Annotated in this window: 15 protein-coding genes and 1 other annotated feature; of the genes, 3 read left to right on the top strand and 12 right to left on the bottom strand. The window is 38.4% G+C overall.

The genetic code is table 11. From position 1 onward, the window contains the following. The first annotated feature begins 46 nt into the window (after positions 1–46). From IGJ11_RS03620 to zwf, 3 genes are all read left to right on the top strand, one after another. A complete protein-coding gene (locus IGJ11_RS03620) occupies positions 47–439 on the top strand; it encodes a DUF4828 domain-containing protein (RefSeq protein WP_207433113.1) in 393 nt (130 codons plus the stop codon). Positions 440–686: 247 nt separating this feature from the next. Beyond that, the gene (locus IGJ11_RS03615; protein WP_010719768.1) at positions 687–1,334 is read left to right on the top strand and encodes a metal-dependent transcriptional regulator; all 648 of its coding nucleotides are present in this window, start codon (positions 687–689) and stop codon (positions 1,332–1,334) included. A gap of 14 nt (positions 1,335–1,348) precedes the next feature. Next, positions 1,349–2,878: a glucose-6-phosphate dehydrogenase gene (gene zwf, locus IGJ11_RS03610; protein WP_207433111.1), complete on the top strand. Its 1,530-nt coding sequence runs from the start codon at positions 1,349–1,351 to the stop codon at positions 2,876–2,878. Between the two features lie 219 nt (positions 2,879–3,097). On the opposite strand, the gene ileS is transcribed toward zwf, so the two are convergent. From ileS to mraY, 12 genes are all read right to left on the bottom strand, one after another. Further along, positions 3,098–5,890 (bottom strand): isoleucine--tRNA ligase, encoded by a 2,793-nt coding sequence (ileS, locus tag IGJ11_RS03605; RefSeq protein ID WP_161651873.1) that lies wholly within the window; start codon positions 5,888–5,890, stop codon positions 3,098–3,100. A 57-nt stretch (positions 5,891–5,947) separates the two neighbouring features. Beyond that, positions 5,948–6,165: a binding site (T-box leader), on the bottom strand. Next, positions 6,149–6,853 carry a DivIVA domain-containing protein gene (locus IGJ11_RS03600; RefSeq protein WP_010719771.1) on the bottom strand — a complete coding sequence of 235 codons (705 nt, stop codon included), beginning with the start codon at positions 6,851–6,853 and terminating at the stop codon, positions 6,149–6,151. Its footprint overlaps the feature before it by 17 nt. 20 nt (positions 6,854–6,873) lie before the next feature. Then, positions 6,874–7,656, bottom strand: coding sequence for an RNA-binding protein (locus tag IGJ11_RS03595; RefSeq protein WP_207433108.1), 783 nt, complete (start codon positions 7,654–7,656; stop codon positions 6,874–6,876). Positions 7,657–7,691: 35 nt separating this feature from the next. Beyond that, entirely contained in the window at positions 7,692–7,961 is a 270-nt protein-coding gene (locus IGJ11_RS03590) for a YggT family protein (protein WP_034686156.1), read from the bottom strand. A 29-nt stretch (positions 7,962–7,990) separates the two neighbouring features. After that, positions 7,991–8,587 (bottom strand): cell division protein SepF, encoded by a 597-nt coding sequence (locus IGJ11_RS03585; protein WP_010719773.1) that lies wholly within the window; start codon positions 8,585–8,587, stop codon positions 7,991–7,993. Further along, positions 8,587–9,273 carry a YggS family pyridoxal phosphate-dependent enzyme gene (locus IGJ11_RS03580; protein WP_010719774.1) on the bottom strand — a complete coding sequence of 229 codons (687 nt, stop codon included), beginning with the start codon at positions 9,271–9,273 and terminating at the stop codon, positions 8,587–8,589. Before IGJ11_RS03580 ends, IGJ11_RS03585 begins: the two co-directional genes overlap by 1 nt. A 14-nt stretch (positions 9,274–9,287) precedes the next feature. Then, the gene (gene ftsZ, locus IGJ11_RS03575) at positions 9,288–10,532 is read right to left on the bottom strand and encodes a cell division protein FtsZ (RefSeq protein ID WP_088745122.1); all 1,245 of its coding nucleotides are present in this window, start codon (positions 10,530–10,532) and stop codon (positions 9,288–9,290) included. Between the two features lie 22 nt (positions 10,533–10,554). Then, complete coding sequence (ftsA, locus tag IGJ11_RS03570) at positions 10,555–11,883, bottom strand: cell division protein FtsA (RefSeq protein WP_010719776.1); 1,329 nt, start codon at positions 11,881–11,883, stop codon at positions 10,555–10,557. A gap of 153 nt (positions 11,884–12,036) precedes the next feature. Continuing rightward, entirely contained in the window at positions 12,037–13,284 is a 1,248-nt protein-coding gene (locus tag IGJ11_RS03565) for a cell division protein FtsQ/DivIB (RefSeq protein WP_207433105.1), read from the bottom strand. 16 nt (positions 13,285–13,300) lie between these two features. Beyond that, positions 13,301–14,383: an undecaprenyldiphospho-muramoylpentapeptide beta-N-acetylglucosaminyltransferase gene (murG, locus tag IGJ11_RS03560; RefSeq protein ID WP_010738199.1), complete on the bottom strand. Its 1,083-nt coding sequence runs from the start codon at positions 14,381–14,383 to the stop codon at positions 13,301–13,303. Positions 14,384–14,399: 16 nt separating this feature from the next. Beyond that, complete coding sequence (gene murD, locus IGJ11_RS03555; RefSeq protein ID WP_034867826.1) at positions 14,400–15,770, bottom strand: UDP-N-acetylmuramoyl-L-alanine--D-glutamate ligase; 1,371 nt, start codon at positions 15,768–15,770, stop codon at positions 14,400–14,402. Between the two features lie 13 nt (positions 15,771–15,783). After that, positions 15,784–16,746, bottom strand: coding sequence for a phospho-N-acetylmuramoyl-pentapeptide-transferase (gene mraY / locus IGJ11_RS03550; RefSeq protein ID WP_010719780.1), 963 nt, complete (start codon positions 16,744–16,746; stop codon positions 15,784–15,786). Positions 16,747–16,761 lie beyond the last annotated feature (15 nt).

The following is a 16,761-nucleotide window of genomic DNA, read 5'->3' as shown; positions in this document are numbered from 1 at the left end:
CAGAAAATGATCGTTGGAATTAAAAGAGGTTAGGAGTGACAGTCGTATGATACGTAAAAAAACACTTTATGGAATCCTTGCATTTTTTGCTATTTTATTTGGAAAATTCTTTCTGAAAAAGAAACAGCCAACCACCAAAGACTTTGATCCAATGCAATATCATGGAACCTGGACCTTTATAGATAAAAATCAACAAACACAACAACTACTGGTCACAGAAACGTTTGATTTATCTATCAACGGTCACTCCTTAGTAACGGAATTGGTCGAACTCACCCCTCAGCAACTCGTCTTGCGAGATCAATATGGTTTTTATTTGATCCTATCATACAGTGATACGACCTTTTATGATGAATCATCCGATACTTCTTATACGTTGACAAAACAAAATAGTTCCTCAAAAGAGGGTGTGACAAGAGCGGCTAACTCTGAAAAATAAGTCGAAGAATTTCCAAAAATCTCCTCCTGTTTTTGGAATTCTTCGGCTTATTTTTGATAGAGCCACTTCTTGAACGACTTTTAGAGCAAGTCCTATATCCCAAACTCTTTTCATTCCCTTCATCATTGATTTACCTTTCTGTATTTCTTCGTTTATTTTACGTTTTTTGTCTAGAAAAATAGTCATTTGATGTTTTTTTTGATAAACTTACTAATGATGGTTTCATACCATGAAAGGATGATTAAACATGACACCAAATCGAGAAGATTACTTGAAAATCATTTTGGAATTAGGCGGAGACACGACAAAAGTAAATAATAAACAAATCGTTTCCAGTCTTGCTGTGTCCCCAGCTTCTGTTAGCGAAATGATTTCCAAACTTGTGAAAGAACAACTCGTTGAGCATTCTCCTTATCAAGGAGTTCAACTTACGGAGACTGGCTTACAAAAGGCAAGTAGTTTGATTCGCAAACATCGTTTATGGGAAGTTTTTTTAGTCGAACATTTAGATTATAGCTGGAACGAAGTTCATGATGATGCTGAGGTGTTGGAACATGTGACTTCAGAACAACTTGCTGACCATTTAGAAGACTATTTGAATCATCCTATGCACTGTCCACATGGTGGAATTATTCCTAAAAAAGAACAAGTGGTTCATGAAGAACGTAGACAAACATTAGAGTCTTATCCAGTTGGTTCTAAAGTTCGCATCGCTCGAGTGTTGGATGAAAAAGAACTATTGGACTATCTTGTGACGATTGACTTAAACATTGATGAAGAATATGAGATTGTAGATGTTGCCGCTTATGAAGGACCGATCACAATCCAAAATCAACAAAAGAAAATCCCTGTCAGCTTTAAAGCAGCCAGTACGATTTTTGTCGACAAATTATAAAGGAGTACACCCATATGGCTAATGAAAAAAATGTCTTATTTACAATCTTTGGTGGTACAGGTGATTTAGCACAACGCAAATTGTATCCTTCCTTGTTCCGCCTTTATAAAAAAGGAAATCTAGGAAAACATTTTGCAGTAATCGGTACTGCTCGTAGACCTTGGAGCGATGAACATTATCGTGAAGTGGTCGCTTCGACGATCCAGTCCTTGAATCCGACTGAAGAAGAAGCAAAAGAATTTGCTAGTCATTTCTACTATCAATCACATGATGTAAATGATTCTACCCACTACAATACTTTAAAAGACCTAGCTGACCGCTTAGATGAAACCTACCAATTAGCTGGCAATCGCATCTATTATTTAGCCATGTCTCCAGAATTTTTCGGTACGATCGTTTCTCATCTTAAATCGCAACATATCGTTACTGAAAATGGTTATAATCGCTTGATCATCGAAAAACCATTTGGTTCAGATTATCAATCTGCATTCGAGCTGAATGAAAAGATCCGTCAAGTCTTTCCTGAACAAGATATCTTTAGGATTGATCATTATTTAGGTAAAGAAATGATCCAAAATATCTCAGCAATTCGTTTTGCTAATAACATTTTTGAATCACAATGGAACAATCGCTATATCGATAATATTCAGATTACATTCGGTGAAGCTTTAGGTGTTGAAGATCGTGGTGGCTACTATGATCACAGTGGTGCTTTAAAAGATATGGTCCAAAACCACATTCTACAAGTACTAGCACTTTTAGCGATGGAACCTCCTGTCGCCTTTTCTGAAAAAGAAATTCGTGCAGAAAAAATCAAGGCACTGAAAGCTGTGCGAATCTATGAAAAAGCTGAAGCATTAAAAAACTTTATCCGTGGGCAATATGCACCTGGTGAGTTAGATGGTAATACATTTAAAGGCTATCGTGAAGAAGATAAAGTAGATCCTGAATCTACTACCGAAACTTTTGTAGCTGGGAAGTTTGTCATTGACAATTTCCGCTGGTCAGGTGTTCCCTTTTATGTGCGCACTGGGAAACGTTTGACAGAAAAAGGAACTCGGATCAATATCGTCTTTAAACAAGTCCCAGTCAATGTTTTTAAAACTTCGGTCGAAGATGAACCTTGTGAAGATAGGACATTACCACCAAATGTTTTAACGATTTATATCCAACCAACGGAAGGTTTCTCTTTAACATTAAATGGAAAAGAGGTTGGACAAGGGTTTAACACTGAATTTAGAAGATTAGAGTACCGCAATAGCGCTGAAATGGTTGAAAACAGTCCTGAAGCTTATGAGAAGCTGCTTTTAGATGCTTTAAAAGGTGATGGTACAAACTTTTCACATTGGGAAGAAGTTGCTCAATCTTGGCATATCGTCGATGTCATTCGTAAAGCTTGGGATCAAGTGGAACCTGACTTCCCTAATTATAAAGCTGGAACAATGGGACCAGAAGCTGCATTTGAATTGCTGGAAAAAGATGGGTTTGAATGGATCTGGCAACCAGATGGCTGGTACCGTGATCGTGGAAAGCTAGAAGACTAGCTGTGTGTAACGTTTAAAAGTAAAAATTTACTAACATTAAGAGTCTGGGATATTAATCAGTTATGTTCTGATTAATATCCCAGACTTTTTGGCTCCTCTCGGCTCTATATGAATAATGAAATCACTCTATTAAAACGAAAAACATCAAAGCTAGTAATTCTTACTAACTTTGATGTTTTTTAGATAACTTTCCTTTAGTCACCAAACATGACCAAATTTTTATTCAAATCCTTCTGCCACTGCTTCTGGATAGTTTTCTTCAACGATGTGCGCACAGCGTCCACATAAGTGTGGTAATTTTTCATCAACGCCTACGTCTTTGCGGATTTGACGACAACGATCGCATGTTTGTCCGTCAGCTTTTTCTACTAAAATGGCTACGTCATCAAATTTCACCGCAGTTTCTGGTACTTCTGCGTTAGCTGACATCACTTCATAGTAATCTGGTGACACGATCAACAATTGTGGAATATCCGCATCCACAGCTGTCAGCAATCCACGAACTTGTTCATTTGGATAGATCGTCAACTTCGCTTCCAAAGATTTACCGATCAATTTATTGTTTCGTGCTTCTTCTAAAGCTTTTAACACTTTATCACGGAAGTCCATAAATGCTGCCCAAGTATCCATCAATTCTTCTTGATTTGGATACTCTTGGTAACCTGGAAGTTCACTTAATTGAACAAACTCTTCTTCTTCTTTTAAGAAAGACCAAATTTCTTCTGCAGTATGTGGAATAATCGGTGTTAATAATTTTGTTAAAGCTACTGCAGTTTGATAAAACACAGTTTGCATGCAACGGCGTTGGTAATCATTTTCTGATTCGATATAAACAACATCTTTAGCAAAATCCAGATAGAACGCAGATAGATCTACTGTTAAAAAGTTCATTACGGTACGATAGATGTGCATGAAGTTATATTTCTCATATCCTTCTTCACGAATTTCTTTAATCACTTCGTTCAATCGGATAGTCATATATTTATCTACAGAACGTAATTCTTCAAATGAAATCGTATCTTTTTGTGGATCGAAGTCTTCAGTATTTGCAATCAAGAAGCGCATCGTATTTCTGATTTTGCGGTAAACTTCTGCTACTTGGCTTAAAATGTCCATGGATACACGTACATCTGCTTCATAATCAACACTAGCTACCCACAAACGTAAGATATCCGCACCAAATTGTTTGATCACTTTATCTGGCAAGATCGTGTTACCTAACGACTTACTCATCTTACGCCCTTCGCCATCCAGAGTGAACCCTTGAGAAAGGACAGATTTATACGGTGCAACCCCATTGATTGCCACACTTGTAGTAATACTTGAATTGAACCAGCCACGGTATTGATCAGAACCTTCTAGATACATATCAGCTGGGAATGATAGTTCTGGACGTTGACGCAAGACTGCTTCGTGAGAAGAACCTGAATCAAACCAAACATCCATGATATCTGTCTCTTTCGTAAACTGTCCATTCGGTGATCCTGGATGCGTAAAGCCTTCTGGAAGAAGATCTTTCGCTTCTTTCTCAAACCAAATGATTGAACCATGTTCAGCAAATAATTGCGCTACGTGTTCAATCGTTTCCGGCGTAATGATTGCTTCCCCATTTTCAGCGTAAAAGATTGGCAATGGCACACCCCATGCACGTTGACGTGAAATAACCCAGTCGCCACGATCACGGATCATATTATAAAGACGTGTTTTCCCCCAAGGAATGATCCAATCTACTTTCTCTACTTCCTCTAAAATATTTTGTCGGAAATCGTCGATTGATGCAAACCATTGTGGTGTAGCACGATAAATCACAGGTTTTTTCGTACGCCAGTCATGAGGATAACTATGCGTAAAGAAGTCAAGTTTTAATAAAGCACCTTTTTCTTGTAACAAATCAGTAATCATTGGATTCGCTTTGTCGTAAAAGACCCCTTCAAATCCTGGTGCTTCTTCTGTATAAACCCCTTTTGAATCCACTGGAGAAACTACTGGCAATTTATATCTGTTTCCTGCAATATAGTCATCTTCCCCGTGACCTGGTGCTGTATGGACTAATCCAGTACCAGCGTCTAAAGTTACATGGTCACCTAAGATGACTAATGATTCCCGCTCATAAAACGGATGCCAAGCAGTCATGTATTCCATTTCCTGACCAGCAATCTCTTTCAACACCTGAACATCAGACCAACCGATTTCAGTTTGAACTTTTTCTAATAAATCTTTTGCAACGACAAATTTACGTCCATCTGCTTCGATTAAAACGTACGTATAAGTTGGATTTACTGCAATCCCTTGGTTTGCTGGTAATGTCCATGGCGTAGTTGTCCAAATAACGAAAGCTGTATCTTCATCTAACAACCCTTTGCCATCTTTCACATTGAAAGCCACAAAGATAGAAGGAGACTTCACATCTTTATATTCGATTTCTGCTTCAGCAAGTGAAGATTCACTTGACGGAGACCAATAGATTGGTTTCAATCCTTTATAGATATAGCCTTTTTCAGCCATTTTACCGAAAACACGGATTTGTGCCGCTTCGTAAGAAGGATCCAACGTGACATATGGATGCTCCCAATCGCCTGCCACTCCTAGTCGTTTGAAATCTTCTCGTTGTTTGTCGACTTGTGAAAGGGCATATTCACGACATTTTTCTAAGTACTCTGACATTGTCATTTCTTTTCGTTTGATCCCTTTATTGGCTAATACTTGTTCAATCGGTAAACCGTGAGTATCCCAACCTGGAACATAAGGTGCACGAAATCCTGACATTGATTTTGAACGGATAATGATATCTTTACTGATTTTATTTAATGAATGTCCTAAATGGATATTTCCATTTGCATAAGGAGGTCCATCATGTAAGATGAAACTTGGCTTTCCTTCATTTAATTCTTGTCTTTTTTGATAAATTTTATTTTCTTCCCATTCTTTTTGCCAATCCGCTTCACGATTAGGCAAATTACCACGCATTGGGAATTTTGTTTTACCTAGTTGTAAGGTTTCTTTCATTTTCATAAACCAGTTACGCTCCTTCTTTCATCATTTTAAAGAACACAAAAAAGCATGTTCATCCAAAGGGACGAACATGCCGTGGTACCACCCAAATTCAGTTACATGATCATGTAACTCTTAAAAACCAATAACGAGGTCAACCGTTGTTTCTTACTCCTATTTCAGAAACAATTTTCGTAGAGGATCTTTCACTTTGCAGGGTCTTGCCGAACTTCCACTATCATCGGCTCGCTGAAAAGAATGACAAAATGCTTTTCTGTTCTACTCTTCGTCATCACCAGGAATGATCGAAATATCGATCGCCTGTGTATCAAATGCAGTCATTGGTGCTTCCATGATGCCTGTGTCTGAGTTTACATCAGTTTGATTTTCATTGTCAAGTTGTTTTGCTAAAACTTCTTTGATCACTTCATGACTATCTGACACATAGCTTGAGAAAGGTTGTAAAATTTCATCCCATTCTGGACTTTTTACTTGTTCTAATTGAGATTCTAACATCAAGCTGATTCGTTGGTGGAAAACTCGTGTTTTTTTCTTTAAGTCTTCTGTTTCAACTGCTAGCTGTTTTGCTTTTTCAGTTGCATCTGTTAGGATTTGTCTTGCTTTTTCTTCCGCATCTGTCGTTAATTGGTGCGCACGTTTTTCAGCCGTAGCCACTAATTCATCCGCTTTGTTTTGAGCAGATGTCACGATTACTTCGGACTCTTTACTTGCACTTGTTTTAACTTTATCCGCTGTGTCTTGTGCCACGATGATTGACTGATTCAATGCATCTTTTAGTTCATTGAAATATTCTAATTTTTCTTCTGAATGTTTCACTGCTTTTTCAAGTTCACGGTTTCGTTGCGTGATTTCTTCATAGTCACGAACAACTAAATCTAAGAAATCATCTACTTCGTCTTGATTGTATCCCCGCATTTTTGTGGGGAATGTTTTGTTTTGGATATCTAATGGAGTTAAAGCCATGTGTAAACCACCTTTTTGTTTTATTTACGTAATACACCAAATAATACCCTGTATTTTTCTTTTTTGGTTTTTCCTTCAAGTTCTTGAATTTGGATTCGACCAAATCCTCTGATCGAAACGATATCTAATAACTCAAGTAAAAAATCAGGGCGTGTATTTTCTGTCCAATTTACTTTTACTTTTCCAGACTCAATCAGCTGCTTCGAACGCTGTCTGGAAATATTATAAATCTCCGAGATCACGCTGTCTAGTCTCAATGAAGTCACTGTACCTCTTTCTTGTGTCCAACCATCTTTTGGCACAAGTAATTCCGTATACTTGATTGGCTCCATCCGAACAGATACTTTGCCGATTTTTGTTACTTGCGTTACTACAAACTGTTCAACTTCTCTTGCAATGAACACTTGCCAGCGATCACCATCAGAAATGATATCACCAAAGTAAGCTCGTTTGATACCTGTACCAACCAATGTACCTAATACTTTTCCATGAGTCAAACTAGCAAACTTACTCGGATAATGGATTTCATAAAGTGACACCTCAAAATCTTCGTCAGTAGGCTCATAATAGTCAGGAAAAATCAAACATCGCTTCCGTTCTGCTTGCTCATAACCGCCATAAAATGAAAAGTGTAATTCACTATCTTGACGGATCAGCGTCTCTAGTATATAGGATTGTCTTGGATCAAGAAAGTCAGTAAGATAAGGTGCATATTGCCCTTGTACCTGTTCGATCCAATCACCTACTGAATCGATGAAAGAACGTTCATCTGCACGGAAATGCTGATAAACATTAGTGTCCATATTTTCCCCTCCTATCAGCTACTCCTTTGATCGTTTTAATAAATTGCCATGACTATCCATAAAACGATATGTTGAAGACCTTGTACTGCTAAGTTTAAAATCAAGATCGCAGCTAGAATCGTAAAATCAATTCCACCAAATCGAAGTGGAAGCCGATCAAATAACTGGATATACGGTTCACAGATTTTTGCTAAAAAGCGACCAATCCCTGATTGATATCCTCCTGGAAACCAGGATAAAAGTGCATAAACCATTAACAAAAGACTGTAAAAGTAGGCTGCTCGTCCCAGCAGATTAAGTAATATAAAAATAATATAAATTGTCGTTCCTCCTCTTATAGGTCAAATAGGTTCACGTCTGCAAAAGATTGTGCTGTTGAACTATCGATTTCCATTCCAGTTGGCGTGCATAGAAAAATCTCGTCACCTACTCGCTTAATGTCACCATCTAATGCATAGACAGTGCCAGTTAAAAAATCAACGATTCTTCTCGCTTGTTTTTCTTCTACTAAATGGAAATTTACTAATGTTGCTTCACCAGCAATGATTCGTTTGGCAATAGCCATTGCTTCAGAATAAGCTCGTGGTTCCATGACCGTAATTTTTCCAGCTAAATTTGTTTTAGGTGTAAAAGAAGTTTTTGCTGTTTCTTCTTTACGTGTTTTTTTAGCTGGTGTTTGATGTAATTCAATCACTTTTTTTGTTTCATTTGCCGCTACACTTTCACGAGCAACAGGACGTGTTGTTTGTTGCGCACGTGGCTTTGAGACAGCTCTTGGCTGGCTCATTTGAGATTGTGTTGGCTGTATTGGTTTCTTTTTTGTTGTAGGCTGTGCTACAGCCGGCTTAGATGTTTCAGGATACTCCTCGTACTCTTCCTCATCAGCTAATCCGAAAAAATTAGCAATCGCACCTCTATTTAAAAGTGGCATTATTGTTCCTCCTCGTCTTTGAATAGCGCTGTTCCTACACGGATGAATGTGGCACCTTCTTCGATTGCCAGTTGAAAGTCCTGACTCATTCCCATGCTTAATTCCGTACATGGTGCATGCGAAAAACCTTTCGAATGAACAAGATCACGCAATTCTTTCAGCGTTCCAAATACTTTGCGAATTTGTTTAGCAGAAGCCTCTTTAGGTGCCATCGTCATTAAACCAACAACCTTTATTTTAGACAAAGCAACTAAAGATTCGATAAAAGGAACCAGCTCTTCTGGCGAAAAACCATGTTTGGATGCTTCACCAGATACATTCACTTCCACAAAACAATCGAGGGGTTTTGTTGCCCTTTTTTGTATTTCTTCTGCTAATTTCAAACTGTCTAATGCGTGAAAGCAATCAATTTCATTTATAATCAATTTTACCTTTCTACGCTGCAAATTACCAATTAAATGCCACTTTACATCAGGATAATTAACTAAATCTTGTTTTTTTTGTAACAATTTATCTACGCGGTTTTCTGCGCAGTTTTTTACACCCTGTTCAATCAATTTTTCTGCCGTAGCAGAATCCACTGATTTGGTGACAGCGACTAGTGTGACTTCTTTCGGATCACGATGAACAAGAGCACACGAGTCCTGAATCTCTTGCTCGATTTTTAGCAAGTTGTCAGCAATCATGTGCTCTTCCTCCTTTATTTTTTACGACGGAAAAATGGTGGTGTACTTAATTCATCGTCACCTTTTGCTTTTGTTTCTTCACGATTGAATGTATCAAATTCTTTTTTTTCGATAGGTTCAAAATTCGTTTCTTCAACTCTAGGACGGACATTTTGTTCACGTCTGATGTCCCAGTCACCAAAACTGCTATTTTCTTCTTCAGCAGAGATTGGTTTTGCTTGATCCATATCTAAAACTGTTTTTTGAGTAGATGATTGCATTTGTGCTTGTCTAGCCGGACGACTAGACTTGCGTTCCTTTTTTGATTCGTCGATACCCGTTGCAATAACCGTTACACGGATTTCATCGCCCATTTCTTCATTGATTGATGTACCTAGAATGATGTTAACATCGCCTGTAGCAGCATTTGCTACGATATCTGAAGCATCTTGAGCTTCAAATAAAGTCATGTCTAATCCACCAGTGATGTTAAGCAAGACTTGCTCAGCTCCATCGATTGATGTTTCAAGAAGTGGAGAAGAAATAGCTTTCTTCGTCGCTTCGATCACACGTTCTTCACCGCTTGCTACACCGATACCCATTAACGCTGTTCCTTGGTTTTCCATAACAGTTTTCACATCAGCAAAGTCAAGGTTAACGTAACCTGGGGCTGTAATCAAATCTGAGATCCCTTGAACCCCTTGACGTAATACATTATCAGCTTCACGGAAAGCTTCTAACATTGGTGTTTTCTTGTCAACTACTTCAAGAAGACGGTTGTTTGAGATAATCAATAATGTATCGACGTTTTCTTTCAAACGTGCGATACCTTCAGCAGCAAATCTGCCACGTTTTGGTCCTTCAAAAGTGAATGGTCGAGTTACGACACCGACAGTTAAAGCACCAAGTTCTTTAGCAATTCCTGCTACGATTGGAGCAGCACCTGTACCAGTTCCGCCTCCCATACCTGCAGTAATGAAAATCATGTCAGCGCCATCTAAGGCTTCGCGTAAAGCTTGTTCACTTTCTTCGGCAGCTTTTTGACCAACTTCTGGTTGAGAGCCTGCACCTAGTCCGCGTGTATATTTAGGTCCTAATTGGATAACTGTTTCAGCTTTTGAATTTTTCAATGCTTGGACATCTGTGTTGGCAGTGATGAACTCAACACCTTTTACATTTTCTTCAATCATACGGTTAACAGCATTTCCACCGCCGCCACCGACACCGATGACTTTGATTACTGCGCCGTCATTGATATTATTATCAATTGAGAATTCCATATTTTATTCCTCCCAGGATGAATTAATCAAAAATTTTTGAAAAGAAACCTTTAATTTTAGTTGTTACATCTTCGTCTGATTTCTTTTGTTCAGGTTCGTCGTAGACCGTTTCTTCTGGAACATCATAGCTATCATTATCATATGATGTCACTTCTTGTTCTACAGTTGTGTGATGCGCGACCACTGTTTCACCTGTCACAGCAATTTTAGCCAATTGATAGACTTCACTCAAGTTAGCTGAGTAATCCACGATGCTGATCACATTAGTAAAGACTGGATTACGAAGTCCCATTTGGTTAGGTACATATAGCTTAACATTCACACCAAAAATCTCTTGTGCCAGATCAACAACACCTGGAAGGCTTGCAGCACCACCAGTTAGTACGATACCACCAGGTAACTCTAGTGCTTCGATTTGGTCTAACGCTTCTTTGGCTTTATTGAAAATCTGTTCCATACGGGCTGAAATCACTTCTGATAAATAGCGTTCATCCACTTTGACAGGTTCAGATTGACCGATCACATCTACTGGAAACTCTTCATTTGCAGAAGTACGTTCTGGATAAGCATCCCCATAATTGATTTTTAACGCTTCAGCATTATTGAATGACGTATTCAACACAATCGAGATATCTTTTGTGACGAACTCTCCACCTTCTTGATCTAGACTAGTGAACTTCAATTGTTTGTCATGCATAACAGCTGTTGTCGTTTGTCCACCGCCCATATCAATCACGATCGTCCCAAAATCTTTTTCTCCATCTGAAAGGATTGTTTCTGTTAAAGCTAATGGTGTAATGACTAATTCATTGACAACCAATCCTGCATTTTCTACACATTTACGGATATTATGAACAATCGTCTTTGGCCCAGTAAATAACAAGCCATACATTTCTAATCTGACACCGATCATTCCACGAGGATCTTTGATTCCTTCGAATCCATCAACGGTAAAGTCTTGTGGCAAAATTGATACGATTTGACGTTCAGGAGGAATTGAACGAACAAGGGCAGCTGAAGCCACGTTTCTGACATCTTCATCGGTGATTTCTTTCGAATCCCCGTTTACTGCAATCATTCCTTGGCAATTTTCCACTTCAAGCAAGTTTGCTGGTAGACCAACACTAACCCCTTTGATCTGTATCCCTGCTTTTTCTTCTGCTTGTCTTACTGCTCGTTGTATCGCTTGGACCGTTTTATCGATATCAACGATAATGCCGCGGTTAATCCCTTCTGATTTTGCGTTTCCTACTCCAATAATATTCATTTGGCTGTCGATATATTCAGCCACGACAACTTTGACAGATGTCGTTCCAATATCAAGGCCTACATACATTCCTGTTTTTGCCATGAACGGGATTCCCTCCTACTTACTATTCCATATACAAGCGAACAACTAACGTCCGTTTTTAAATATACTTTAATAGATATATTCACTGCCTTCAATTCTACCATAAATTACCGGTTTTTAGAAAGTAGATTATCACTTTTTAAAGCTGTTTTATTAATTTTCGGTTAAATCTGGAGACGATGAACTTGAATTGTCATCGATTTGGCTAGATTCACTTGTATTCTCTGACTGACCTGCTTGATTTGACTCAACTGATTCCGAAGATTGGTCTGACTGATCACTTGATGCTCCCGATTGTCCTGTGAGATTTTCGGTAGAACTTGTCTGCGCAGATGGATCTGTTGCTCCGCCATTCTCCTTCTTGCTTTCACTGTAAGGATAAGAGAAAATCCCTACCTCCATATCAATGACGCCCTTTTCCTTCATCTCTTTAGCGACTTGTGGATAATATTTCATTTGACTGGCTAGATTTTGAATATTGACGATCACTTGGTTCCCATCATTCATATTTAGTTGGATCAAATTTTTATTGCTCTCTTTTGGTGTATATTTGATTTCTGAAATTGCTTTTTGTAATTCTGAAGTTAATTGATTATATTCTTTAACCAATTGACTAATTTTGGCGTTATCTGTGAAATTCTCTAGAATTGGTAAATTCTTAGTCGGATTTGCTACTTTTTCCTTTAAGACTTTCCCATTTTCGATTACTGGAAAATATTCGCCGGCCTTCATCACTAAAGCAATCTCTTTGTATTCTTTGATAGCCAACTCAAAAGTATTGATTGACTTAAAATGCAATTGTGCGCTCTCTACTCTTGGTTGTTCTTTTTTCAATGTATCAAGATATTGGTTTTTATGGAAATACTGACTCCAAACATTTCCATCAATTGCCAAATGAGAGTCGGCAATGGCTGTTTGACTCGTAATCATTTGGTTCCCTGAAACTGTTATCCCTTGCAGTCGACTATAAGGGGAAACATAATAAATCAAAAAAATCAGTGGGATCGTTAGGATTGAAATAATAAAAGTCAGTCTTCGATAAAGAACTTTATTTCGTTGATTTTTCAGATTCGGTAGCCGATTTAAAAAAGAGCCATTATAAGGACTACCAATTTTTGGTTGTTCAATTTTTTCAAATGGCTCAGAGTCCCCTTTTTTCATTGGATCAGAAGCGGTTGCTTCTTGCTTCTCACCTTCCGCTGAGTCTGCTTCTTTAGTAGCGGAAGTGGATGCTGCCAGCTCATTTGTATTTTCATTTTTTTCTTCTTTTTGCTCTTCTTTTTGTTCTTCCTTTTTTTCGTGTTCTGCCAAATATTTCCGGTTGGCCTTTTGCCAAGGAGTTAGATTTTGTTCACCCTCAGATTCATTTGGCAGCTTGTCTGGCTTTTTTTTCTTACTCACTAAGACCACACCACCTTTATTTTTGAATTAATGATTTTACTAGCTCGTACATTCTTTCTGATGCGTCTGGGATTCCTTGCTGTTTAGAAGCTAAAGACATTTGTTTTTGTAATTGATCATTGGTCATGATCTCCTCAATCGCTTGTTTTAGGGAACGTCCATCTAATTCGTCATCTTTGATCATCTTCGCTGCATTGTTTTTGACTAAGCTCATTGCATTTTTTGTCTGATGGTCATTCGTCACATAAGGACTTGGAATTAGAATAGCTGGCAAACCTAAAGCTGTTAATTCAGCAATCGAAGTCGCACCTGCTCTACCAACCAATAGATCGCTTGATGCCATTACTTCTGCCATTTTATTGATATAAGGCTGTATGCTGACATTGGCACAAGCAGGAACTTTCGTTTGGATATCTTTATAATAGCGTTCGCCTGAGGCATAGAGAACCTGGTATTCCTGATCGAACGACATTAAAAATTCTGTCACTGCCTGATTGATTTTTAAAGCCCCTTGACTACCACCAAAAATCAAGACTGTTTTTTTCTCTGGATCAAGTCCATAAGTGGCTAAAATTTTCGATTTATCCATATCCGCCACTTCTTGCGCCCGAGGATTACCGATCAAAGACGATTTTTCTGCAGGAAAAAATGGAGCAGCATCTTCAAAAGAAAGTGCGATTCGATCCACATAGCGACTTAAAAATTTATTGGTGATGCCAGGCACACTATTTTGTTCATGGATGATCGTAGGAATCGCTAATTTAGATGCCGCATAGACTACTGCACCCGACACGTAGCCCCCAGTCCCAATCACCACATCTGGTTTAAATTCTTTTAAAATTTTTTTTGCTTCTCGAATACTTTTTAAAAAAAGTTGGATAGTCTTCAGATTATGTAGCGAAAGTTTCCGCTGAAATCCTTGTATTTCTAGCGTACGAAAAGGCATCCCGGTCTCAGGAACAATCTTATTTTCTAAGCCTCTTTGCGCTCCAACGTACATAAACTCAGTATTCGGCTCTTTTGTTTTTACATAATTGACGAAGGCTAGTGCTGGATAAATATGCCCGCCAGTTCCGCCACCAGTAACCAAAATTTTCATTCATTCTCGCTCGTTTCTACTTTTGTATAGTTAGTTTATTGACAGCTTCCATAAACCGTTCGCCTCTAATTTCAAAATTAGGGTATTGATCCCAACTTGCATTTGCTGGGGACAATAAGATCGAATCACCCTCTTCACTCAATTCAAGGGCGATCGGTACAGCGGCTTCTGCGTTTTCAGCTGCCTTGATCACAGGGATACCTGCTTTCTTGCCGGCATCCGCTAATCTATTTTGAGTTTCCCCAAAAGTGATCAACGCTTTGATGCCTTTTAAAGCTGGTATCAACTCATCAAATGAATTTCCCCGATCCAGACCTCCAGCGATTAATACTAATTGATCTAACTGAAAACCACTTAATGCCATTTTAGTAGCTAAAATATTAGTTGCTTTTGAATCGTTATAAAACTTCCTTCCTTGGAATTCCCCCACATACTGTGTACGATGCGGTACTCCATGGAAATGGTGTAAAGCATTTTTGATCGCTTCATTTGAGATACCATATAATTTAGCAACTGAGATGGCAGCTAGTGCGTTCTCAACATTGTGTGAACCAGGAACACCCAATTCTGTAATATCCATGATTTTTTCTTGGTTATAGTAGATACTACCATCTAAAGAATAGGCACCTTTAGGTAGTTTTTGTTCCGTCGCAAAAGGTAACACCGTTGCTTTAGTCTTTTTGCTGAGTTCTCTTAACTCTTCTTGATTCCAATTCAAAATCAAATAATCTTTCTCTGTCATATTCTGTTGTAAATGCCATTTTGCTTTTACATATTCTTTTCTCGTTTTGTGGTAATCGATATGAGCCTCATAAATATTGGTTACTACTGCTACATGGGGACGAAAATCAGTGATTCCCATCAATTGGAAACTAGATAGTTCCATAACGATTTTATCGTCAGCTGTTGCTTCTTGCGCCACACTACTAGCTGGATAACCGATATTCCCGGCTAGGCGAGCTGTTCCTGGCAAATCACCAGCGTTCAATAACAAGCCTGTCATAGTTGTTGTTGTTGTTTTACCATTTGTTCCTGTAATCCCAATAATCGGACATTCCGCTACCTCGTAAGCTAATTCCACTTCCGTAATTACCGGAATACCCAGTTCTTGTGCTTTTTGAACAAATGGATGACTATACGGAATCCCCGGATTTTTCACCATCAAAGAAAATTCTTCATCCAATAATTCAATTGGATGGCTTCCAGCAATCACTTTGACTCCCAGTGATAGCAACTCTTGTGCTTCTGGATTTTCATCAAACGGCTTTCCGTCATTAACAGTGACAAGTGCGCCCAACTCATGTAACAGTTTGGCCGCACTAAATCCACTTTTCGCTAATCCAAGAACAAGGACTTTTTTGTTTTCATATGTTGAAATTTTTTTCATTTCCTGTCATCTCCTACCAAATGAACCATAGTGTTATTAAAGAAGTTACAATACTTACTAACCAAAAAATGATGTCGATCTTCCATTCCGACCAACCACACATTTCAAAATGATGATGGATAGGAGACATTTTGAAGATACGTTTTCCTGTTAATTTGAAAGAAGTAACTTGAAGCATTACACTTGCTGTCTCCATAACATAAATCAAACCAACTAATAACAATGTCCACTCTTGGTTTAGCATAATAGAAATTGCTGCCAATAATCCACCTAATGCCAGAGAACCAACATCGCCCATGAATATTTTGGCTGGTTTACGATTATAAGCAAAAAAGCCAAGTAACCCACCAAGCACACTTAAACAAATAACTAAGACATCATATTGTTGCTGATGCCAAGCAATGATCCCGTAGGTTGCAAAAGAGATCGTTCCTAGTCCAGCAACTAATCCGTCGATCCCATCTGTCAGATTAACCGCGTTTGAAAAACCAACAAGCCAGAAAATAGCAAATACCCCATAGAATAGTCCAAGTGGCAACTCTATTCCAAAGAAATTTAACGTACCAGGATAGCCTTCCGAACGATAGACAAGATAAAAAATGATCCCGCCAATGATCTGCCCTAGCAGTTTTTGTTTAGAGTTTAGCCCCATGTTTCGTTTTTTAAAGATTTTAATGAAATCATCTAAAAATCCGATCACACCATATAAAGCTAAAACAAATAGTAGGATGAAAAGAGTAGGCGTCAACTGATTTTGCCAAGCGCCAACCCAAATTCCGGTTAATATTGCTGCAACTAAAAACACCAATCCACCCATCGTTGGAGTTCCGGCTTTTACATTATGCCATTTTGGTCCTTCTTCACGAATCGCCTGCCCTTGTTTTTTCATTTGAAAATACCCAATAAATAGTGGCATTGCTGCAATAGTCATTGCACAACTACTAACGATAGGAATCAATGCTTGTGTCCACTCCATACTCTTTTTCTCTCC

Source organism: Enterococcus sp. DIV0691 (genome assembly GCF_051711145.1).
In the GTDB taxonomy this organism is placed as follows: Bacteria; Bacillota; Bacilli; order Lactobacillales; family Enterococcaceae; genus Enterococcus_B; species Enterococcus_B hirae.
The sequence above is the reverse complement of the archived record's forward strand: the minus strand, read 5'-3'. Positions and strand labels throughout refer to the sequence as shown.